Source organism: Pikeienuella piscinae (assembly GCF_011044155.1).
GTDB lineage: Bacteria > Pseudomonadota > Alphaproteobacteria > Rhodobacterales > Rhodobacteraceae > Pikeienuella > Pikeienuella piscinae.
Window position 1 is genome coordinate 467087 of record NZ_CP049056.1, and the last position, 18849, is coordinate 485935.

The 18849-nt window shown below is 65.4% G+C and carries 20 protein-coding genes, 1 tRNA gene and 1 riboswitch; of the genes, 11 read left to right on the forward strand and 10 right to left on the reverse strand.

The window, feature by feature from the left end:
- From pyrC to G5B40_RS02180, 5 genes are all read left to right on the forward strand, one after another.
- Positions 1-1290: a dihydroorotase gene (gene pyrC, locus G5B40_RS02160; RefSeq protein ID WP_165094452.1), complete on the forward strand. Its 1290-nt coding sequence runs from the start codon at positions 1-3 to the stop codon at positions 1288-1290.
- A 28-nt stretch (positions 1291-1318) separates the two neighbouring features.
- Positions 1319-1921 carry a glycerol-3-phosphate 1-O-acyltransferase PlsY gene (gene plsY / locus G5B40_RS02165; protein WP_165103150.1) on the forward strand — a complete coding sequence of 201 codons (603 nt, stop codon included), beginning with the start codon at positions 1319-1321 and terminating at the stop codon, positions 1919-1921.
- Between the two features lie 128 nt (positions 1922-2049).
- A complete protein-coding gene (gene dprA / locus G5B40_RS02170; protein ID WP_246209681.1) occupies positions 2050-3093 on the forward strand; it encodes a DNA-processing protein DprA in 1044 nt (347 codons plus the stop codon).
- 77 nt (positions 3094-3170) lie between these two features.
- A complete protein-coding gene (gene topA / locus G5B40_RS02175; protein WP_165094456.1) occupies positions 3171-5753 on the forward strand; it encodes a type I DNA topoisomerase in 2583 nt (860 codons plus the stop codon).
- Positions 5754-5776: 23 nt separating this feature from the next.
- Positions 5777-6196 (forward strand): DUF2177 family protein, encoded by a 420-nt coding sequence (locus G5B40_RS02180; protein WP_165094458.1) that lies wholly within the window; start codon positions 5777-5779, stop codon positions 6194-6196.
- On the opposite strand, the gene G5B40_RS02185 is transcribed toward G5B40_RS02180, so the two are convergent.
- Positions 6191-6676: a GNAT family N-acetyltransferase gene (locus G5B40_RS02185; RefSeq protein ID WP_165094460.1), complete on the reverse strand. Its 486-nt coding sequence runs from the start codon at positions 6674-6676 to the stop codon at positions 6191-6193. The two genes, G5B40_RS02180 and G5B40_RS02185, sit on opposite strands and share 6 nt — an antisense overlap.
- Positions 6677-6812: 136 nt before the next feature.
- Between G5B40_RS02185 and G5B40_RS02190 the strand changes: the two genes are divergently transcribed.
- Together G5B40_RS02190 and G5B40_RS02195 are read left to right on the forward strand one after the other, a co-directional pair.
- Positions 6813-7229 (forward strand): Hsp20 family protein, encoded by a 417-nt coding sequence (locus tag G5B40_RS02190; RefSeq protein ID WP_165094462.1) that lies wholly within the window; start codon positions 6813-6815, stop codon positions 7227-7229.
- A gap of 41 nt (positions 7230-7270) precedes the next feature.
- A complete protein-coding gene (locus tag G5B40_RS02195) occupies positions 7271-7492 on the forward strand; it encodes a DUF1150 family protein (RefSeq protein WP_165094464.1) in 222 nt (73 codons plus the stop codon).
- A 12-nt stretch (positions 7493-7504) separates the two neighbouring features.
- Here G5B40_RS02195 and ptsN read toward each other — a convergent pair whose 3' ends face one another.
- The 9 genes from ptsN to G5B40_RS02240 form a co-directional block, all read right to left on the reverse strand.
- The gene (gene ptsN, locus G5B40_RS02200) at positions 7505-7969 is read right to left on the reverse strand and encodes a PTS IIA-like nitrogen regulatory protein PtsN (protein WP_165094466.1); all 465 of its coding nucleotides are present in this window, start codon (positions 7967-7969) and stop codon (positions 7505-7507) included.
- A 45-nt stretch (positions 7970-8014) separates the two neighbouring features.
- Positions 8015-8581: a ribosome hibernation-promoting factor, HPF/YfiA family gene (hpf, locus tag G5B40_RS02205; protein WP_165094468.1), complete on the reverse strand. Its 567-nt coding sequence runs from the start codon at positions 8579-8581 to the stop codon at positions 8015-8017.
- A 106-nt stretch (positions 8582-8687) separates the two neighbouring features.
- Positions 8688-10178 (reverse strand): RNA polymerase factor sigma-54, encoded by a 1491-nt coding sequence (gene rpoN / locus G5B40_RS02210; protein WP_165094470.1) that lies wholly within the window; start codon positions 10176-10178, stop codon positions 8688-8690.
- A gap of 51 nt (positions 10179-10229) precedes the next feature.
- A complete protein-coding gene (gene lptB / locus G5B40_RS02215; protein ID WP_211907393.1) occupies positions 10230-10967 on the reverse strand; it encodes an LPS export ABC transporter ATP-binding protein in 738 nt (245 codons plus the stop codon).
- 4 nt (positions 10968-10971) lie between these two features.
- Positions 10972-11520, reverse strand: a complete 549-nt coding sequence (gene lptA / locus G5B40_RS02220; RefSeq protein ID WP_165094472.1) for a lipopolysaccharide transport periplasmic protein LptA — start codon at positions 11518-11520, stop codon at positions 10972-10974.
- Positions 11521-11532: 12 nt separating this feature from the next.
- The gene (locus tag G5B40_RS02225; RefSeq protein WP_165094474.1) at positions 11533-12177 is read right to left on the reverse strand and encodes a hypothetical protein; all 645 of its coding nucleotides are present in this window, start codon (positions 12175-12177) and stop codon (positions 11533-11535) included.
- On the reverse strand, positions 12174-13148 hold the full coding sequence (locus G5B40_RS02230; RefSeq protein ID WP_165094476.1) for a KpsF/GutQ family sugar-phosphate isomerase: 975 nt from the start codon (positions 13146-13148) through the stop codon (positions 12174-12176). The genes G5B40_RS02225 and G5B40_RS02230 overlap by 4 nt, the downstream gene beginning before the upstream one ends.
- A 34-nt stretch (positions 13149-13182) precedes the next feature.
- Entirely contained in the window at positions 13183-13794 is a 612-nt protein-coding gene (locus tag G5B40_RS02235; RefSeq protein WP_165094478.1) for a ribonuclease D, read from the reverse strand.
- Between the two features lie 284 nt (positions 13795-14078).
- Positions 14079-14164, reverse strand: a tRNA-Leu gene (locus tag G5B40_RS02240).
- A gap of 107 nt (positions 14165-14271) precedes the next feature.
- On the opposite strand from G5B40_RS02240, the gene G5B40_RS02245 reads away from it, so the two are divergent.
- The 4 genes from G5B40_RS02245 to G5B40_RS02260 all read left to right on the forward strand — a co-directional run bounded on the left by G5B40_RS02245 (position 14272) and on the right by G5B40_RS02260 (position 18795).
- Entirely contained in the window at positions 14272-15033 is a 762-nt protein-coding gene (locus tag G5B40_RS02245) for a gamma-glutamyl-gamma-aminobutyrate hydrolase family protein (RefSeq protein WP_165094480.1), read from the forward strand.
- Between the two features lie 292 nt (positions 15034-15325).
- A riboswitch (SAM riboswitch) is annotated at positions 15326-15405 on the forward strand.
- 39 nt (positions 15406-15444) lie between these two features.
- Complete coding sequence (gene metZ, locus G5B40_RS02250; RefSeq protein WP_165094482.1) at positions 15445-16647, forward strand: O-succinylhomoserine sulfhydrylase; 1203 nt, start codon at positions 15445-15447, stop codon at positions 16645-16647.
- Positions 16648-16857: 210 nt separating this feature from the next.
- Positions 16858-17931 (forward strand): GTP cyclohydrolase FolE2, encoded by a 1074-nt coding sequence (gene folE2 / locus G5B40_RS02255; RefSeq protein WP_165094484.1) that lies wholly within the window; start codon positions 16858-16860, stop codon positions 17929-17931.
- 33 nt (positions 17932-17964) lie between these two features.
- Positions 17965-18795 carry an aldo/keto reductase gene (locus G5B40_RS02260; protein WP_165094487.1) on the forward strand — a complete coding sequence of 277 codons (831 nt, stop codon included), beginning with the start codon at positions 17965-17967 and terminating at the stop codon, positions 18793-18795.
- Positions 18796-18849 lie beyond the last annotated feature (54 nt).

Sequence of the window (18849 nt, forward strand, 5' to 3'; positions counted from 1 at the left end):
ATGGCGCTGATTCTCGCCAACGCCCGGTTGATCGACCCCGAAAGCGGCTATGACGGGCCGGGCGCGCTCCGTATCGAGGATGGGTTGATAGCGGATGTCGCGAAGGGCGCGACGCCGGCGGCGCCGGAGGGCGCGGAGGTGATGGATTGCGGGGGCATGCCGCTCGCCCCGGGGATTGTGGACATGCGCGTCTTCGTCGGCGAGCCGGGCGCGCGCCACAAGGAAAGCTACCGCACCGCCGGCGCGGCGGCGGCGGCGGGCGGCGTCACCACCATCGCCGTCCAGCCGGATACCGACCCGCCGGTCGACGACCCCGCCGTCCTCGAATTCGCCATGCGCCGGGCGGAGCGGGCGAGCCTCGTGCATGTTGCGCCGATGGCGGCCCTGACGCGGGGCATGAAGGGGCGGGAGATGGCGGAATACGGCTTCCTGCTTGACGCAGGCGCGCTCGCCTTCACCGACGCCAACCAACCGGTGGCGGACCCGACGGTGTTCCGTAACTGTCTAGACTACGCCCACGCCATGGGCGCGCTCATCGTCCACCATCCGCAGGATCCGGCGATGACCGCGGAAGGGTCGGTCACCGAGAGTCTCTACGCCTCGATGCTCGGTCTTCCCGGCGCGCACCCCTTCGCCGAACGGATCATGCTGGAGCGCGACATGGCGCTGGTCGAGATCACCGGCGCGCGCTACCACGCCGATCTTGTCACAACCCGCGGGGCGCTGGAGGCGCTCCGCCGGGCGAAGGACAAGGGCCTTCCGGTTAGCGCCGCGACCAGTCACCATCATTTCACCCTGAACGAGCATGATCTCGCGGATTATCCGACCTTCTTCAAGCTCGACCCGCCCCTGCGCGAGGAGGAGGACCGCGCCGCCGTCGCCGAGGCTGTGGCGGAGGGGCTGATCGACGTCCTCTGCTCATCGCACCGCCCGCAGGACGAGGAATCGAAGCGTCAGCCATTCGAGATCGCCGCCGCCGGCGCGGTTGGGCTCGAAACGCTGCTGCCGGGCGCGCTGAAGCTGTGGCATGACGGGGCGATCGGCCTGCCGGCGCTTTTCGAGCGGCTTTCGCTGGCGCCGGCGCGATTGCTGGGTCTTCCCGCCGGACGGCTGGCCGCCGGGGCGCCGGCGGATCTCGTGCTTTTCGACCCGGACGCGCCCTATGTGCTCGACCGATTCGCGCTGCGCTCGAAATCGAAGAATACGCCTTTCGACAGGAGGTTGATGACCGGTCGCGCGCTTCGCACCTTTGTCGGGGGCAGGGAGGTGTTCACCCATGGCGTGGTATGAAAGCCTCGCGACGCTGCTGCCGGTGGTGATGGGGTGGGAGCGGGCCTGGCCATGGCTGCTGGGGGCGTTCGCGATCGGTTATATCGCCGGCTCGATCCCGTTCGGGGTGATCGTGGCGCGGCTTTTCGGCCTCGGTGATCTGCGCGCCATCGGTTCCGGCAATATCGGCGCGACGAATGTCCTGCGAACCGGCGACCGCCGGGCGGCGGCGGCGACGCTCGCGCTCGACATGGCGAAGGGCTGGGCGCCGGTGGCGCTGGTCTTCTTTCTCTGGGGCGACCTGCCGGCGCAACTCGCCGCGCTCGGCGCCGTCCTCGGGCATCTCTTCCCGATTTGGCTCGGCTTTCGCGGCGGCAAGGGGGTGGCGACGTTCCTCGGCGTCACGCTCGGGCTCTCGCCGCTCGCCGGTCTTCTCTGCTGTCTCACCTGGCTTGGCGTCGCCGCGCTTTTCCGCTTCTCCTCGCTTGCGGCGCTGTTGATGACGCTTTCGGCGCCGATCTGGCTCTGGCACGTCGGCCAGCGCGGGGCGATCTGGGTGGTGGTGATTCTGATCGTCCTCATCTGGGCTAAGCATGGCGGCAATATCGTCCGCCTGATCCACGGCGAGGAGCCGAAGATCGGCCGGCGTTAAACAAAAATTAACGGAGTTGCGCCGCTCTGAGGTGCATGTTGAAACCGCCCGAACCCACAGCCGACGACGCCCCCGCAACTGAGCGCCTGGCGTGGCTTTGTCTCGCTCGCAGCCGGAATGTCGGCTCGATGACGTTCCGGCGCCTGATCGCGCGCTACGGGACCGCGGCGAGGGCGCTCGACGCGCTTCCCGGGATCGTGACGCGGACCGGAGCCAACGCCTATCAACTCTGCTCCGCGCGACAGGGGGAGGAAGAGATGGAGCGCGCGGTGGCGGCCGGCGCGCGCATGCTCAGGCTCGGCACGCCGGAGTATCCGCCGCGTTTGGCCGATATCCCGGACCCGCCGCCATTTCTCTGGGCGCTTGGCGATATCCAACTCGCGCATCGGCCGGCCGTGGCGGTGATCGGTGCGCGCAACGCTTCCTCTCTCGGCTTGCGAATGGCTCGGCTTATCGCGGGCGATCTCGGCGCCGCGGGGATGGTCGTCGCATCGGGTTTCGCACGCGGGATAGACGCTGCGGCGCATGGGGCGGCGCTTTCGAATGGAACGATCGCCGCGATGGCCGGCGGGGTGGAGGTGATCTACCCCGAGGAAAACGCGGCGCTCGCCGCGAAGATCCTTGAGGGTGGATTGTTCCTTTCCGAGGCGCCGATGGGGATGCGACCGCTTGCGCGGCATTTCCCGCGGCGAAACCGTATCGTCTCCGGTCTTTCTGCCGGTGTGGTGTTGATCGAGGCGGCGGCGCGCTCCGGCTCTCTCATCACCGCGCGGATGGCGCTGGAGCAGGGGCGCGAGGTGATGGCGGTTCCGGGCGCTCCGCTCGACCCGCGCGCCGAAGGGTGCAACACGCTGATCCGACAGGGCGCCGCGCTGATCCGCTCTGCGGATGACGTGATCGAGGCGCTGGAGGCGCCGCGCGCGCTCAACCTCAGGGAGGTCACGGAGCCCTATGATCTCAATCCGCCGGAACCAGCGAACACCGAGGCGAGCCCGGATCTGGCGGAACGCGCGCTGGCGTTGATCGGCCCGGCGGCGATCGAGGTCGACGCGCTGGCGCGCGATCTCGCCGTCTCTTCGGCCGCGCTTTCCACCGCGTTGCTTGAACTGGAGCTGGAGGGGCTGATCGAGCAGCGCCCCGGCGGATTGATTGCGCTTTCCGCCGGAGGTTGAGCAGAGGGGCGCGTTGACATGCGCCGGACCCGCGCCCATGTTCCGCGGCCTTGTAGCGGAGAAATTGCGGAGCCCTCATGCCTGTCGTCGTTGTCGAGTCGCCCGCCAAAGCCAAGACCATCAACAAATATCTCGGGCCCGACTACAATGTCCTCGCGTCCTATGGGCATATCCGCGATCTGCCGTCGAAGGACGGGTCGGTCGATCCCGATAACGGATTCGAGATGATCTGGCAGGTCGACAGTAAGGCGGCGCCGCATGTGCGCGCCATCGCGGATGCGCTGAAAGCCGACCCGAAACTCATTCTCGCCACCGACCCTGACCGGGAGGGCGAGGCGATCTCGTGGCATCTGCTGGAAGCGCTGAAGAAGCGCCGGGCGCTGAAGGGCGACGCGCCGGTGCAGCGGGTGGTTTTCAACGCGATCACCAAATCGGCGGTGACCGACGCGATGCGTCAGCCGCGCGGTATCGATATGGAGCTGGTCGAAGCCTATCTCGCCCGCCGCGCACTCGATTATCTCGTCGGCTTCCGGCTTTCGCCGGTGCTATGGCGCAAGCTCCCAGGCGCCAAGTCCGCCGGCCGGGTCCAGTCGGTCGCGCTTCGACTGATTGTCGAACGCGAAATGGAGATCGAGGCGTTCCGCGCCCGCGAGTACTGGACCGTGAAGGTTGAGTTGGAGACCCCGCGTGGCGACCCGTTCGAGGCGCGGCTGACCGAGCTAGACGGAAAGAAGCTGGATCGGTTCGATCTCGGGGACGAGACGGCGGCGAAGGCCGCGGTGGCGGCGATCAAGGCGCGGGCGTTGAAGATCGCCAGCGTCGAGGCGAAACCGGCGAGCCGTAATCCCTCGCCGCCCTTCATGACCTCGACGCTGCAGCAGGAGGCCTCGCGCAAGATCGGCCTTGGCGCGCAGGCGACGATGCGCGCGGCCCAGCGGCTCTATGAGGCCGGGCATATCACCTATATGCGAACCGATGGCATCGACATGGCGCCTGAAGCGGTCAAGGCTGCGCGCGAGGCGATCGCGGCGCGTTACGGCGAGTCCTACGTTCCCAAAAACCCGCGCGTCTACAAGAACAAGGCGAAGAACGCGCAGGAAGCGCATGAGTGCATCCGTCCCACGGTGATGACCGCGGCGCCGGATAACCTGAAAGGGCTGGAGCCGGATCAGGCTCGGCTCTACGAATTGATCTGGAAGCGCACCCTCGCGAGCCAGATGGAGTCGGCGCGGCTCGAGCGCACGGTGGTCGAGGTCGCCGGGGCGGATGGCGGTGTCGGACTGCGCGCGACGGGGCAGGTGGTCAAGTTCGACGGTTTTCTCCGTGTTTATGAAGAAGGCCGCGACGATGTAGTGGACGAGGAGGAGGGGCTGTTGCCTGAGATCCTCGCCGGCGAGGGCGCGGACCAGAAGGCTGTGATCCCGCTCCAGCATTTCACTCAACCGCCGCCGCAGTATACCGAGGCGACGCTGGTCAAGCGAATGGAGGAGCTTGGCATTGGGCGCCCCTCGACCTACGCCTCGATCATCACGGTGATCCAGGACCGCGAATATGTGCGGAAGGAAAAGGGCCGGTTGATCCCCGAAGACAAGGGACGGCTCGTCATCGCGTTCCTTGAAAACTATTTCAAGCGCATCGTGAATTACGACTTCACCGCCTCGCTGGAAGCGGACCTAGACGATGTTTCCGGCGGGCGGGCCGAGTGGAAAGCGGTTCTGGAGCGGTTCTGGAAGAATTTCTCCGCTGATCTGGAGGCGACATCGGAACTCAGGATCACCGATGTCCTGGAGACGATCAACGATGTGCTCGCTCCGCATATCTTCCCTGATCCGGGCGACGGGAGCGATCCGCGCCTCTGCAAGGCCTGCGGCATGGGGCGACTTTCGCTGAAGACCGCGCGCTCCGGCGGCGCGTTTATCGGCTGCTCGAACTATCCTGACTGCCGCTACACCCGTTCGCTCGGCGGCGAGGAGGCGGCCGAGGATCGTGTGCTGGGACAGGACGAATACGGCGTCGACGTCTGGCTGAAATCCGGGCGTTTCGGCCCCTATGTCCAGCTTGGCGAACAGGACCCAGGGTCGAAGGAAAAGCCGAAACGCGCGTCGCTGCCAAAGGGAGCGGCGCCGCAGGAGATGACGCTGGCGCGGGCGCTCGAACTTCTCTCGCTGCCGCGTCTCGTTGGTAAGCATCCCGAGGATGGCGAGCCGATCGAGGCGGCGATCGGCCGGTTCGGACCCTATGTCCGTCACGGCAAGACCTATGCGAACTTGAAGGATCCGGATGATGTATTCACCATCGGCATGAACCGGGCGGTGGAGTTGATCGCGGTGAAACGCGCCAATCCAGGTCGTGGGCGGACGGCTGCGACTCCGCTTCGTGAACTCGGCGAACATCCCTCGGGCGGCAAGATCAACCTGATGGAGGGCCGCTACGGGCCGTACGTGAAATGGGAGAAGGTTAACGCTACACTCCCGAAAGAGGCGGACCCGGCGACGCTGTCGCTGGAGGCCGCGTTGGAGCTGATCGCTGCTAAGGCCGGAAAGACGCCGAAGAAGAGGGCCGCGCCGAAGAAAGCTGCAAAAAAGCCCGCAAAGAAGAAGCCAGCGAAGAAACCGGCGAAAAAAAGGGCCGCCGGTGATGCCGAAGGGGTGGTGGAGTAGGCCGCGCGCCGGGAAGGCCTTGCGTGTCCGCTGCGGGCCTCGCCTTTCTCTACGCCGCCACGGCGGCGATATTCGTCTGCGCCGATCTGGTCGGACTTAATATGATCGTGAAGCAGGTCTTCATGCGCGACGCCGCGCCGCTCTTTCTTGACGAGGTGCGGGCGATCCCCGCACTGCTATTCTACCTGTCCTATGTGGCCGGGCTGGTCTGGTTCGTTTCTGCGCCGGCGCTGCAACGGGGCGATTCGCTCATGGGAGCATTCATCACCGCAGCCGGTTTTGGCGCCGTCGCCTACGGGGCCTATGAATTCACCAACCTCGCGACTCTGGCGGCGTGGACCCGGGCGATGGCGTGTGTTGACCTGCTCTGGGGCGCGCTTCTCAGCGGGGTCTCCACGGTTGGCGCGCTCGGTCTTGCGCGGAGGGTGCTGAAGACCTCATAGCCGCATATACATGACCAGCGCGTCCACCTCGCCAGCCTCCGGATGACGGAATGCGCCGGGAAGGCGCCCGACCACATCGAAGCCGGCGGCGCGCCATGTCGCAATGGCGCGGGTGTTGGTCTCCACCACGAAATTGAACTGCATTGCGGCGAAGCCGGCGTTCCTCGCGACATCGAGCGAATGCGCGAGCATCGCGCGCGCGACGCCCTTGCCACGGGCCGCGGGTCCGGTGACGTAGCCGCAATTGCAGACATGCGCGCCACCCCCGCCCTGGTTGGGCTGGATATAGTAGGTGCCGACGGGCGGCGCGCCTGGCTCCATGGCCAGAAAGACGCGGCGCGGCGCCCCGGTCCAGTACCGAATCGCCGCCTCACGGCTAATCCCGGGGTCGATGGCGTAAGTGTCGCCAGCGCGGAAAACCGGCTCAAGGAGAGACCAGAGGGCGTCGTCATCGGCGTCGGAGGCGGGACGAATCAGCATGGTGGGGAAGCTATCGCGGCCGTCGGCGGGCGCCAGCCAAATCTTGCGCAAAGCGTGTTGCGATCACATATTGTAGCTGTGCGGGCGCCGCTTTCGGGTCTGCGCATGAACGGTCGCTTTTACGAGGACTGAAATGATGAGCCGCGTAACCTTCGCCCAGCACCCGTTTCTCTTGGGGTTCGAACAACTCGACCGGTTGGTCGAGCGAACGCAGAAATCCGGGAATGACGGCTACCCACCCTACAATATCGAACAACGTGGCGAGACCGCCTATCGCATCACATTGGCTGTCGCCGGCTTTGCCGAGGAAGATCTCTCGATCACCGTCGAGGATAGCCAACTGGTGATCCGCGGCCGGCAGGCGACGGAGGATGAGGAGCGGGTGTTCCTGCATCGCGGCATCGCCGCGCGCCAGTTTCAGCGTAGCTTCGTCCTCGCCGATGGCGTGGAGGTTGCGGGCGCCGACATGGCGCATGGATTGTTGCATATCGACCTCGTCAGGGCGGAGCCGGAGACGGTGATCCGCAAGGTCCCGATCGGCGCGCGGGCTTGAGGCCGCGAGCCATTCTTCTCGCTTTGGAAAAGGAGACGAACATGACACATGATTATCCCACCGACGCCCTCGTCCCCGACGCTCGGCGCATTGTCTATGTCCGCCAGGTGCGGCCGGACGAGTTGCCGCAGGAGGTGACGCCGGAGACCGCGCTCTACTCAATCCATGACGAGGCGGGAAATCGGCTCGGCCTGGCCCCGGGGCGCGACCTCGCCTTTCTCGCGGCGCGCCAGCACGAACTGACTCCGGTCAGCGTCCACTGACGGCGGCAACGCTCAGGCGGCCTTTGAATCCACCGGATTGGTGAGCACGGCGTAGATCGCCGACGCATCGTCCGCCGCCCTCAACTTGGCGCAGACCGTGCTGTCGCGAAGGCAGCGGGAGATGCGCGCGAGGGCGCGGAGATGATCGGCCCCGGCCTCCTCCGGCGCGAAGAGCGCAAAGACCAGGTCGACCGGCTCGCCATCGGCGGCGTCATAGTCGATCGGCCGCTGCAGCCGGGTGAAAACGCCGACGATCCGGTCGAGCCCGGCGAGGCGAGCATGCGGGATGGCGACGCCACGGCCCATGCCGGTCGGGCCAAGGCGTTCGCGCTCCAGAAGAGCTTCAAAGGCGGCGCGCTGGTCGAGCCCGTAGGCGTCCGCCGCACGCTGCGCAAGCTCCTGCATCAGATGCTTCTTGCTGGTGGTGTTCAATCCGCCGTGCAGCGCCTCTGGCGAGACGATGTTCTTCAGATCCATGATGGGTCCCCGTCGGTCGTCAACTCGGTCATCCGTGGCCGCGGCTCACGCCGCTAGATTCTCCGGATCGATCCAGCCAATATTACCGTCCTCGCGCCGGAAGACGATGTTGAGCCGTCCATGGGCGTCGTTCCTGAACATCAGGAAAGGCGCGTCTTCAAGCTCCATCTGCATGACAGCCTCGCCAACCGAAAGCGAGAGCAGCAATGTTTTCATCTCCGCGATCACGACAGGATTGAGCGATTCCGAGTGCTCGTCCTCGTCCCGCGAGCCGGCGAGCACATAGGAGGCCGCCGGGATCTCCTCCGCCGCATCGCCACGATGCTTGATCAGCCGGCGCTTGTAGCGACGCACCTGCTTTTCGATCTTCTCTGCCAATCCATCGAATGCGGCGTAGATCTCATGCGCCTTGTTGGACGCTTTCGCGGTCAGCCCGCGCGCAAGCTTCACAACCGCGTCGGCCCGATATGCGTTGGCGTCGCGCGAGAAGGTGACGTCGGCGTCTATGACGACATCGGCGTATTTCGACACCGCCGCCATCAGTTCCGACTCGACATGCTCGCGCAGGGCGTCTCCGATGTCGATCTGTCTGCCAGTGACCTGTATCCGCATGCTCAACTCCGTCTTCGCAGCCCGGCCCCGCCGAGAAGGCGCGGAACCTATGAGCGGGTTTAGCCCAAGTCAACCGACGCGGCCGCGCCCTCCCGAGCGCGGAAACTCAACGTCCCAAGGCTGCCGCCTTCATCCGTTTTCGCTGCGCCGATGACGGGATATTCATTGTCTCACGGTATTTCGCGACCGTCCGGCGCGCAACATCGACGCCGCTTTGTTTCAGTAGAGTGACAATCCGGTCGTCCGAGAGAGATCTTGATGGATCCTCCTTTTCAATCAGAGACTTGATCTGGTGTCGAACTGCCGCGGCGGAGACCGCGCCGCCGCCGTCCACGCTGGCAATCCCTTGAGTGAAAAAGAATTTCAGTTCAAAGACTCCGCGTTCGCAAGCTAGGAACTTATTGGCGGTGACTCGACTTACGGTTGATTCGTGCATGCCGATTTCATCCGCAACCAGCTTCAACGTCATCGGTGAAAGCGCCGCGACGCCCTGTTCGAAGAATCCGGACTGTCGGCGGACGATCTCCGTCGCCACTTTCAGTATGGTTTGCGCGCGCTGTTCGAGCGCCCGGATCAGCCAATCCGCGTTCTGCCGGCATGTTGTCAGATAGGCTTTCACCTCGACCGAGCCGGATGCGCCGAGTTCGTTGACATAGGCGGTGTCGAGCAGGACCTTAGGCATCGCATCCGGATTGACCTCGACGGTCCAGCCGCCGAGCGTGTTGCGCCGGATCAGAACCTCGGGAACCACAGACGCGGCGACGCCGGTCGTGAAGGCGGCGCCCGGCCGCGGCTCGAGCCGGCGGATCTCCGCGATCATCTCGCGCAGATCCTCCTCATCCACCCCGCAAGCCGCGCGGAGCGGCGCCAGCCGCGCCGCCGCGAGATCATCGAGGCGATCGATCAACGTCGCCATCGCTGGGTCGAACCGGTCGCGTTCCTTCAGTTGCAGCGTCAGGCATTCCTTCAGGTCGCGCGCGCCAATTCCGGTCGGCTCACAACTCTGAAGCAGCGCGACCGCCTCCGCGGCGAGTCCGGAATGCGCGCCGAGCCGGGCGCCGAGCGCCTCGATATCGACGCGGAGATAGCCGGCTTCGTCTAGTTCATCGACCAGCAATGCGGCGAGCGCCCGTGTCCCGCGCGGCGCGGCGCTCGCGCCGATCTGCGGCAGAAGATGGTCGCGCAGAGAGATTTTCTGGGCCGCGGTCTCCTCGAAATCCGCCTGAGCGCCGGCGTCCGCCAGCGCTCCGTCGCGGCCAGTCCCGCCGCCGGACATCGCGCCCGACGGCCCGCCGACGGAATACGACTCCGCCGCCTCGTACAGGTTTTCGCGCCCTGTCTCAAAGCCGTTCTCCGCCTCCCCGATATCCTGGCGGGCGATGGCGCGGTCGATCGCCTCCTCCCGCGCCGTGTCGGCGCTGGAGGCCATCTCTCCGCCATCGTCGATCGCGAGAACCGGGTTTTTCTCGACCTCCTGGGCGAGATAATCGACTGTGTCGAGACGGGACATCTGCAAGAGTCGGATCGCCTGCTGTAGCTGGGGCGTCATCACCAGCTGCTGACTTTGTTTCAGTTCAACGCGCGGCCCGATCTGCATCGTCACACCTTGTCACGCCTTCCACTTCCGACCCGCTCGCCGGGCTTGTCTTCAGATACGAAACCCTTCGCCCAGATATACGCGCCGGACCACAGGATCGTTCACCACCTCGTCGGGCTTTCCGCTCATCAGGACCTGACCCTCATGCAAGATATATGCCCGGTCGATTATTTCGAGAGTCTCCCTCACATTGTGATCGGTGATCAATACCCCTATACCGCGATCTTTAAGATGTTTCACCAGAATCCGGATATCGCTGACGGCGATCGGGTCGACGCCGGCGAACGGCTCGTCCAGCAGGACAAACGACGGATCCGAGGCGAGACATCGCGCGATCTCCACCCGCCTGCGCTCGCCGCCGGAAAGTGAGGTCGCCGGCGCGTCGCGGAGTCGTGAAACCGAAAATTCCTCCAGCAGCGCGTCGAGCCGCGCGCGCCGCTCCGCCCGGTCGGGGACCACAAGCTCCAGCACGGCGAGGATGTTCTTTTCCACCGTCAAGCCACGGAAGATGGATGCTTCCTGCGGTAGATAGCCGAGGCCCATGCGCGCGCGCCGATACATCGGCAGGCGGGTGACGTCCTGATTGTCTATTTCTATCCGTCCGTTGTCGGGCGTCACGAGACCGGTGATCATGTAGAACGTCGTGGTCTTCCCGGCGCCGTTGGGCCCGAGAAGGCCGACCGCTTCGCCACGCGTCAGGTCAAGATCAACGCCCTGCACCACCTGCCGGCCGCGAAAGGACTTCGCAAGCCCACGTGCGGAGAGGCCCGACGGCCCCGGTTCGGACACCGCTTCAGTCCGCCGCTTTCGGCGGGTCCTTCGGGGCGGGCGTGAAAACGCTCTTGACCCTTCCGCCGCCGCCGTCGACGCGACCCTCGCCGGTGTTGAGATCGATCGAGAGCGCCGCCCCTTTCACGACGTTGCCGCCTTGGGTGAGCGTCACGCCGCCCGTCATCCGGATGGCGCCCGCGGCGACATCATACTCGGCGACGTCGCCGGCCGCCGTTTCCTCCTGATTCGAGAGGAATACGTCGCCGCGCGCCTCCAGAAGCCGGATCTGGCCAGTGCCGGCGCCGCCATCGCCGTAATGCACCTCCAGTTCGTCCGCCGTGAGCTTGAGCGTGCCCTGTCCGGCGACGACGCCGCCCTTGAAAATGGCGATGTTCTGGCTCTCGCGAACTTCCAGACTGTCGGCGGCGATTTCGATCGGCTGCGTCCGGTCATGCTTGAAGCCGCCGAACGGACTCGTCGACTGCGCTGCGGCCGGATCGCTCGCAAGCCCGGCTGTCAGGCCCGCAATAAGAAGCGCGGCGAAGGCTGCGCCGCGCGCGAAGGTCATCATGTCGGTCGTCTCCTAGCCCCGCCGACGCTCCATCATCGGCGCCTCGATCCGGACCCTAACGCGATTTTCAAACCATATGTAGGCGCCTTCGCCCGGATCCGTACCTTCATCCGGCGCCCTGGTCGCGCGCATCGTCTCGGCGGTGATCCGTCCGAGCGCGCTTTCGGCCACAACATCGCCCGCCGCGGTCACGACTTCCTTCTTCGCATCGAGTGCGGCGGTCATGGCGGTGACGATGTAGCCTTCCGATGTTTCCAAGCGAACCCCGCCGGACAGGGCGACGTGATTCTCGTTCGGGCGGATCATGCCGGTCTCGGCTGCGAGCGTGACAACGCGGCCATCGACGAGTTCAATCTCGCCCTTGACCTTGGAAAGCTCGATCTTTTCCGGTTGCGGTCCGTCAGGCAGCGCCCACTCCGCGGTAACGACGAAGGGCTCGCCCCGGCTTGTCGCGCCGGTGAAACGCGGATTCGTCAACCTGAGGCCATCATCGAGCGCCGAGACGTCGACGCCTTCGAAGCTGATCCGACCGTCATAGATGGCGCTGTTGAACAGAAAGAGCGAGGCGAAGACTCCGATCGCGACAAGCGGCAGACCGATCTTCAGCGCGCGGAGGACGACCGCGCGGCGATCCCGCCTCCGCGCGGGCGGCTTCACGACACTCCGGCGCGGAGCGCGTCATGCATGTGAATGACGCCGAGCGGCGCTCCGGTTTCATCTTCAGGGTCGACGACAAAAAGACATGTCGTCGGCTTCTCCGGGTCGTTCATACGGCCGAGCGCGGCGCTGGCGAGGGCGTCCGGCGCGATGGTCGCGGGGTGACGCGTCGCGACCTCTCCGGCATGGCTTTCCAGGAGCCGGCTCATGTTGCGCCTCAGGTCGCCATCAGTGATGATTCCGACGAGCCGGCCGGACTGGTCCACCACGCCCGCGACCCCGAAACCCTTGGACGTCATTTCAATCAGGGTTTCGCTCATCGACATATCGGGCGCGACCAGCGGCAGCGACTCGCCCCTGTGCATGATCTCGGAGACCTTGACCAGCCGCGCCCCGAGCGCGCCGCCGGGGTGGAATTCCCGGAAATTCTCCGGCGTGAAGCCGCGCCGCTCCATCAGCGCGACAGCGAGCGCGTCGCCGAGCGCCATGGTGAGCGTCGTCGAGGTGGTCGGCGCGAGCCCGGCCGGGCAGGCTTCCTCCGCCCGTGGCAGAAGAAGCGCGACGTCCGAGGCCTTCAGCAGCGTACTCTCGGCCCGGCTGGCGACCCCGATCATCGGAATCCGGTTGCGTGTGCAATATCGGATCACCGGGGCGAGTTCGGCGGTCTCGCCCGAATTCGAGAGCACCAAGGCGACATCAGCGCGCGTGAGCATCCCGAGGTCGCCATGCGCCGCCTCCGAAGCGTGGAGAAACTGCGCCGGAGCGCCGGTCGAAGCGAAGGTTGCGGCGACCTTGCGCGCGACGTGGCCAGACTTTCCGATGCCGCAGACGACGATCCGGCCCGGCGTGGCGGCGAGAATCTCCACCGCTTCGCCGAACGCCTCGCCAAGGGTCTCGGCGAAGCTGGCGAGCGCCGCTCCTTCCACCGCCAGCACCCGGCGGCCCGAGGCGATGGCGGTCTCTTTGCTCATGTCGGGATGCTCGGTCATGGAACGCAGCCTGTCATTAATGCGAAAAGATATCGACTTCGCTCCACCCGGCGAGGTCCAGCGCGGCGCGGTCGGGAAGGTAGCCGAACGCCGCTTCGGCGATACCGGTGCGCCCCTCGCGCTCCAGCCGCTTCGCGAGCTCGGTGCGCAGCGCGTGCAGGTAGAGCACATCCGAGGCGGCGTATTCCTGTTGCGCCCGGCTCAGGATCGGCCCGCCCCAATCGCTCGATTGTTGCTGCTTCGACAGATCGACGCCGAGAAGCTCCTGCGTCAGCGCCTTCAATCCATGCCGATCAGTGTAGGTCCGAACCAGTTTCGAGGCGATCTTCGTGCACCAGACGGGTCGGGCCAAGACGCCGAACCGGTGCGCCATGACGGCGATGTCGAAGCGTCCGAAATGGAAAAGTTTCAGAACGTCGCGATCGGCGAGCATGGCCTGAAGTCGGGGCGCCGGCGTCTCTCCCTGTCCGATCCGCACAAGGTGGGCGTCGCCGTCGCCCGCCGAAAGCTGAACGAGGCAAAGCCGGTCCCGATGCGGCTGAAGGCCCATCGTTTCGGTGTCGATCGCCACCACAGAGCCGAGGTCCAGCCCTTCCGGCAGATCGTCGTCATGAAGATGGATCGCCATCAGCGCGGCCTCCGTCGGCGGGCCCGCCCCGCCAGTGCGAGGCTTCTAGTGCGGAACGCGGCGGTTTCGCAACGGGGTGTTCGCCTGCATGGGCGCCCGGAGGCGCCGATAGCGCGACAATCGTTCGCCGATTCGCCAGGCTCACACGCGACGATGTCGCCTCGGGGGGGCGGCTCGGTGGGTTGGGAGAAAGAGAATATCGTTCAGGATCTGATTCGCCGGCGGCGGCGGGTGAAGGCCGACCATTCCTGAAAGCTCTCGCCTCCGTCGCAGGCGCGATTGACTGGTGCGGGCGGCGGGACTCGAACCCGCACGGCGCTCGGCCTCCGGATTTTAAGTCCGGTATGTCTACCAATTCCATCACGCCCGCATTGGCGGCGTGGACGATAAGCGCCTATATCTGCGACTGAAAGACCGTAAATTTGCCACGACGCGCAGGATGAGGCACTTTTGCCTCCTGCGAAGGGGAATCACGGAATGACGCGACCGATTATCGGTGTTTCGGGTGGATATCACCTGATCAACGACGCTTACCGGGTGCAGGCGACAGGCGAGCGGAACCTGTCTGCGGTGGCGCACGCCGCCGGTGGGTTGCCGCTGATCATTCCCGGGATGCCCGACTCTGTGTCACCGGCCGAGATTTTGGATTCCATCGACGGGCTTTTCCTGACCGGCGGTCGGCCGAATGTGCATCCGTCACGCTACGGGCATGAACCGTCGGCGGCTCATGAACCCTATGACGAAGGGCGGGACGATATCGTCCTGCCGCTCATTCGCGGCGCGGTCGAGATCGGGATGCCGGTTTTCGGGGTGTGCCGTGGCATTCAGGAGATCGCCGTCGCTCTCGGCGGCACGCTCCATCCGGAGGTTCGCGATCTGCCGGGCAAGATGAATCACCGCATGCCGCCAGGCGAGAAGGACATGGCGGTGATCTTCCGCAAGCGCCACAAGGTCAGGTTGACGCCGGGCGGCTGGTTCGCGCGGACGCTCGGGACGGAAGAGATCGTGACCAATTCCCTCCACGGTCAGGCGGTTGTCGACCCCGGCCCGAATCTGGAGGTCGAAGGGGTGTCCGAGGATGGCGTGATCGAAGCGATCCGCGTGCCGGGCGCGCGCGGGTTGGCGATCGGCGTCCAGTGGCACGCCGAATACGAAGCGGAGGCCGACCCGGTCTCCGCTATGCTCTTTTCCAAGTTCGGCGAGGCGGCGAAAACCTGGCGGCACAGCCGCGCCGCCTGAGGCGGTGGAAGAAATCCGGATCGGATGACCGCGCGTCGCGCCGAAGCCTGGCTCGGTCGATGGGCGCCTTACGTTCATTCAATGGAAACGCGTGTCCCACCGCATTGGCGTAGGCCGCCGGGGGCGAAGCGAGCGCCGAACGCGGATATTGATCCGGCTGTCGCGCCACCTGGCGGCCGGCGCCTTTTGCGTGGATCATTTCGCCGGCGGGTTCATCGCGTCTTCGCGCGGGCTGGGCGCGCGTCCCGTCTCGCGCGACCGGCTCTTGCGAATTTCTCATGTTTAGCATAACAGGAACTTACGTGGCGATTTGGTCGGCCGGCTTGCGGGCCACGTTAAAGAAACCGCTAAAGAGGTCTTGGGTGCGCCCCCGGACCGTTACGGCCGGGTTTTTGTTGTAAAGGCGGGCCCATGCCGAGAGATGAATCCAGAGAACGAGACCTTTCCCCCCGCACATTGATGGTCCACGCCGGGGCTGCGCGCAGCCAGCATGGCGAGATGTCCGAGGCGCTCTATCTGACGCAGGGCTTCGCATATGACAGCGCCGAGGCGGCCGCGGCGCGGTTCAATGGCGCGGATGACGGTTTTGTCTACGCCCGTTACGGCAACCCGACAGTGCGGATGTTCGAGGAACGGATCGCCGCACTCGAAGGAGCGGAGGACGCTTTCGCGACCGCCTCCGGCATGGCGGCCGTGAACGCGGCGATGACGAGCCAGTTGAAAGCGGGCGACCATATCGTTGCGGCGCGCGCGCTTTTTGGCTCCTGTCTCTATATTGTCGAGACGCTGCTGCCGCGTTTCGGCGTCGCTGTGAATCTGGTCGACGGGCTGGACCTGGATCAGTGGCGCAGGGCGATGCGGCCGGAGACCGTCGCCGTCTTTCTTGAATCGCCCTCCAATCCGACATTGGAGATCATCGACATCGCCGCGGTCTCTGAGATCGCGCATGGCGTCGGCGCGCGCGTGGTCGTGGATAATGTATTCGCCACGCCGGTCTTCCAGCGCCCCCTCGCGCTTGGCGCGGATGTGGTGATCTATTCCGCCACAAAGCATATTGACGGGCAGGGGCGCTGTCTCGGCGGCGTCGTCCTCGGCACACGCCGCTTCATTCGCGACGTGTTGGAACCCTACATGAAGCACACTGGCGGCGCGATGAGCCCGTTCAACGCCTGGGTGATGCTGAAGGGTCTGGAGACGCTCGATATCCGCGCGCGCGCGCAGGCGTTGAGCGCGGCGGAGATCGCCGACACGCTCGCGGATCATCCGTTGGTGCGCCGCGTGATCTATCCGGGCCGCGCCGATCATCCGCAGTTCGAGATGGCGTCGAGGCAGCTGCAGACCGGCGGCACGATGATCGCGCTCGACCTTGGCGACCAGGAGACCGCCTTCCGCTTCATGAACGCGCTGCGCATCGTCCTGATTTCTAACAATCTCGGCGACGCGAAAACCATCATCACGCACCCAAGAACGACGACGCATCAGCGCTTGAACGAAGAGCAGCGCCTGGCGCTCGGCATCGGCCCCGGGCTCCTGCGTCTCTCGATCGGCCTGGAATCCGCGGATGATCTGATCGCAGACCTCACGAATGCGTTGGCGGAATCCCAGGCGCGGTGAGATTTTCCTCAGAAGCCGCCATATGCGGGGAATTTAGCCACATTCTGGCGAAATCGGGCAAAATCTGAATGATATTTCGCTGCGATCGCCGCATGTTCCGCACATGGGTGCATATGCCGTAATCGAGACGCGCCAGTGGCCTTCGCCGCGCCATGGACTGCGGAGCAGATCGTCCCCATATTCCAAGTCGCCGCGCGTGAGGAGTCCTGCATGAACATGATTGCGAAACCGTCCGCCCCCGCCCCGTCGAAAGAGGAAGCGGAGGCGGCGCTCGATCTGCTTCGCCGGCTCGTCAGGAAGGATCCGGCCCGGGCCGCCGCGCTCGGGGTTCCGGGGCTTGCTGGCGGCGATGATCTCAGCCGCGACTACCCGGCCGGTTTTCGCGCCGACGCAGCCTACAAGGCGACGCTGCCGGACCTGCAGAACGGCCCGTCGAGTTCGATCAAGGGCGCTCATGCCGGCATCCAGCATGTCGGCATCTCGAATTTCCATCTGCCGCTCGCGATCCGGACGCGCGGCGGCGCGACGCAGATGCTGGAGGCTTCGGTCACGGGCTCGGTTTCTCTCGAGGCGACGAAGAAGGGCATTAACATGAGCCGGATCATGCGCTCCTTCTACGCGCATGCGGACGCGCCCTTCGACATAGAGGCGATGCAGGCGGTGCTCGCCTCCTACCGCGCGGATCTGGAGAGCTTTGACGCGCGGCTTCAGCTTCGTTTCCGCTACCCGATGTCGATGCCGAGCCTGCGCTCCGGGCTGCAGGGCTGGCAGTATTACGATGTCGCCTTCGAGACGGCGGAGACGGCCGGCGAGGCGTTGAAGGCGATCCATCTCGACTATGTCTATTCCTCGACCTGTCCCTGCTCGCTGGAGTTGTCTGAACACGCTCGCCGCACGCGCGGACAGATCGCAACGCCGCATTCTCAGCGCTCGGTCGCGCGGATCTCGGTCGCGCTGACCGGCGACGGAACGTTATGGATCGAGGATCTCGTCGAACTCTGCCGCGGTGCGATCCCCACTGAAACGCAGGTTATGGTGAAGCGCGAGGACGAACAGGCCTTCGCCGAACTGAACGGGGCCAATCCGATCTTTGTCGAGGATGCGGTGCGGCTTCTCGCCGGCGCGCTCGGCGGCGATGCGCGAATCGCCGATTTTCGCGTCGCGGCCAGCCATCAGGAATCACTCCATAGCCATGACGCGGTTTCGGTGCTGTCGCACGGCCCCGCCTTCGCGGCGACCGGCCTCGATCCGCATTTGTTCGACAGTCTCATCCATCGCGGCTAGGGTCTCCGGCCATTATGAGCGGAGGAGGCGGGGATGCATCTTGTCGAAGCGAACGGCGCGCGGATTCCCGCGATCGGCCTTGGCACATGGACGCTGGACGATTCGGGCGCGGAGGCCATGGTCAGGATGGCGCTCGACGTCGGTTATCGCCATGTCGATACAGCGGCTCATTACTACAACGAGGCCGGGGTCGGCGCCGGATTGCGCGCGGCGGGGCTTGCGCGTGACGAGGTCTTCGTCACGACGAAGGTCTGGCCGGACAACATTGCTGAGGGTGCGTTGCAGGCGTCGCTTGGCGACAGCCTGAGGAGGCTCCGGCTCGACCATGTCGATCTTGCGCTGATTCACTGGCCTTCTCAAACCATTCCGCTGGCTGAGAGCATCGGCGCGCTGAATGACGCGCGCGCGCGCGGCATGGCCCGGCATATCGGAGTTTCGAATTTTACCGTCGCGATGCTGAAGGAGGCGGCGGAGCTTTCGACGCATCCGCTGGTATGCAACCAGGTCGAGAACCATCCGCATCTGAATCAGGACCGCGTCGCCGCAGCCTGCCGGTCGCTCGGCCTTGCTATGGTCAGCTATTGTCCGCTGGCGCGGGGGGGTGATCTTTTTGCGGACCCGGCGATCACCGGTCCAGCGGCGCGGCTCGGCGTCAGCCCGGCGCAGGTCATCCTGCGCTGGCATGTGCAGCAAGAGGGCGTCGTCGCGATCCCGCGCACTTCGAACCCGACCCGGCTGCCGGAGAATATCGCGATCTTCGATTTCACGCTGGAACCCGGGGAGATGGCGGCGATAAACGCGCTCAGGGCGAAAAATCGGCGGATCTGCGATTTCGACTTCGCGCCGGCCTGGGACGCGGCCTGAGCTACGGCGCATGGGCCCGGCCCGACCGATGGAGCGCGTATTGACAGCGGGAGG

Excerpts from the sequence above, each read along its gene's own strand:
- G5B40_RS02235 (WP_165094478.1), bottom strand. The coding sequence starts at position 13,794 with ATGGCGATCCATCTTCATGACGACGATCTGCCGGAAGGGCTGGACCTC.
- lptA (WP_165094472.1), bottom strand. The coding sequence starts at position 11,520 with ATGATGACCTTCGCGCGCGGCGCAGCCTTCGCCGCGCTTCTTATTGCG.
- G5B40_RS02230 (WP_165094476.1), bottom strand. The coding sequence starts at position 13,148 with ATGAGCAAAGAGACCGCCATCGCCTCGGGCCGCCGGGTGCTGGCGGTG.
- G5B40_RS02260 (WP_165094487.1), top strand. The coding sequence starts at position 17,965 with ATGCATCTTGTCGAAGCGAACGGCGCGCGGATTCCCGCGATCGGCCTT.
- G5B40_RS02185 (WP_165094460.1), bottom strand. The coding sequence starts at position 6,676 with ATGCTGATTCGTCCCGCCTCCGACGCCGATGACGACGCCCTCTGGTCT.
- hpf (WP_165094468.1), bottom strand. The coding sequence starts at position 8,581 with ATGCGGATACAGGTCACTGGCAGACAGATCGACATCGGAGACGCCCTG.
- G5B40_RS02195 (WP_165094464.1), top strand. The coding sequence starts at position 7,271 with ATGACACATGATTATCCCACCGACGCCCTCGTCCCCGACGCTCGGCGC.
- folE2 (WP_165094484.1), top strand. The coding sequence starts at position 16,858 with ATGAACATGATTGCGAAACCGTCCGCCCCCGCCCCGTCGAAAGAGGAA.
- G5B40_RS02190 (WP_165094462.1), top strand. The coding sequence starts at position 6,813 with ATGAGCCGCGTAACCTTCGCCCAGCACCCGTTTCTCTTGGGGTTCGAA.
- G5B40_RS02245 (WP_165094480.1), top strand. The coding sequence starts at position 14,272 with ATGACGCGACCGATTATCGGTGTTTCGGGTGGATATCACCTGATCAAC.
- rpoN (WP_165094470.1), bottom strand. The coding sequence starts at position 10,178 with ATGCAGATCGGGCCGCGCGTTGAACTGAAACAAAGTCAGCAGCTGGTG.
- dprA (WP_246209681.1), top strand. The coding sequence starts at position 2,050 with ATGACGTTCCGGCGCCTGATCGCGCGCTACGGGACCGCGGCGAGGGCG.
- metZ (WP_165094482.1), top strand. The coding sequence starts at position 15,445 with ATGCCGAGAGATGAATCCAGAGAACGAGACCTTTCCCCCCGCACATTG.
- topA (WP_165094456.1), top strand. The coding sequence starts at position 3,171 with ATGCCTGTCGTCGTTGTCGAGTCGCCCGCCAAAGCCAAGACCATCAAC.
- plsY (WP_165103150.1), top strand. The coding sequence starts at position 1,319 with ATGGGGTGGGAGCGGGCCTGGCCATGGCTGCTGGGGGCGTTCGCGATC.
- ptsN (WP_165094466.1), bottom strand. The coding sequence starts at position 7,969 with ATGGATCTGAAGAACATCGTCTCGCCAGAGGCGCTGCACGGCGGATTG.
- pyrC (WP_165094452.1), top strand. The coding sequence starts at position 1 with ATGGCGCTGATTCTCGCCAACGCCCGGTTGATCGACCCCGAAAGCGGC.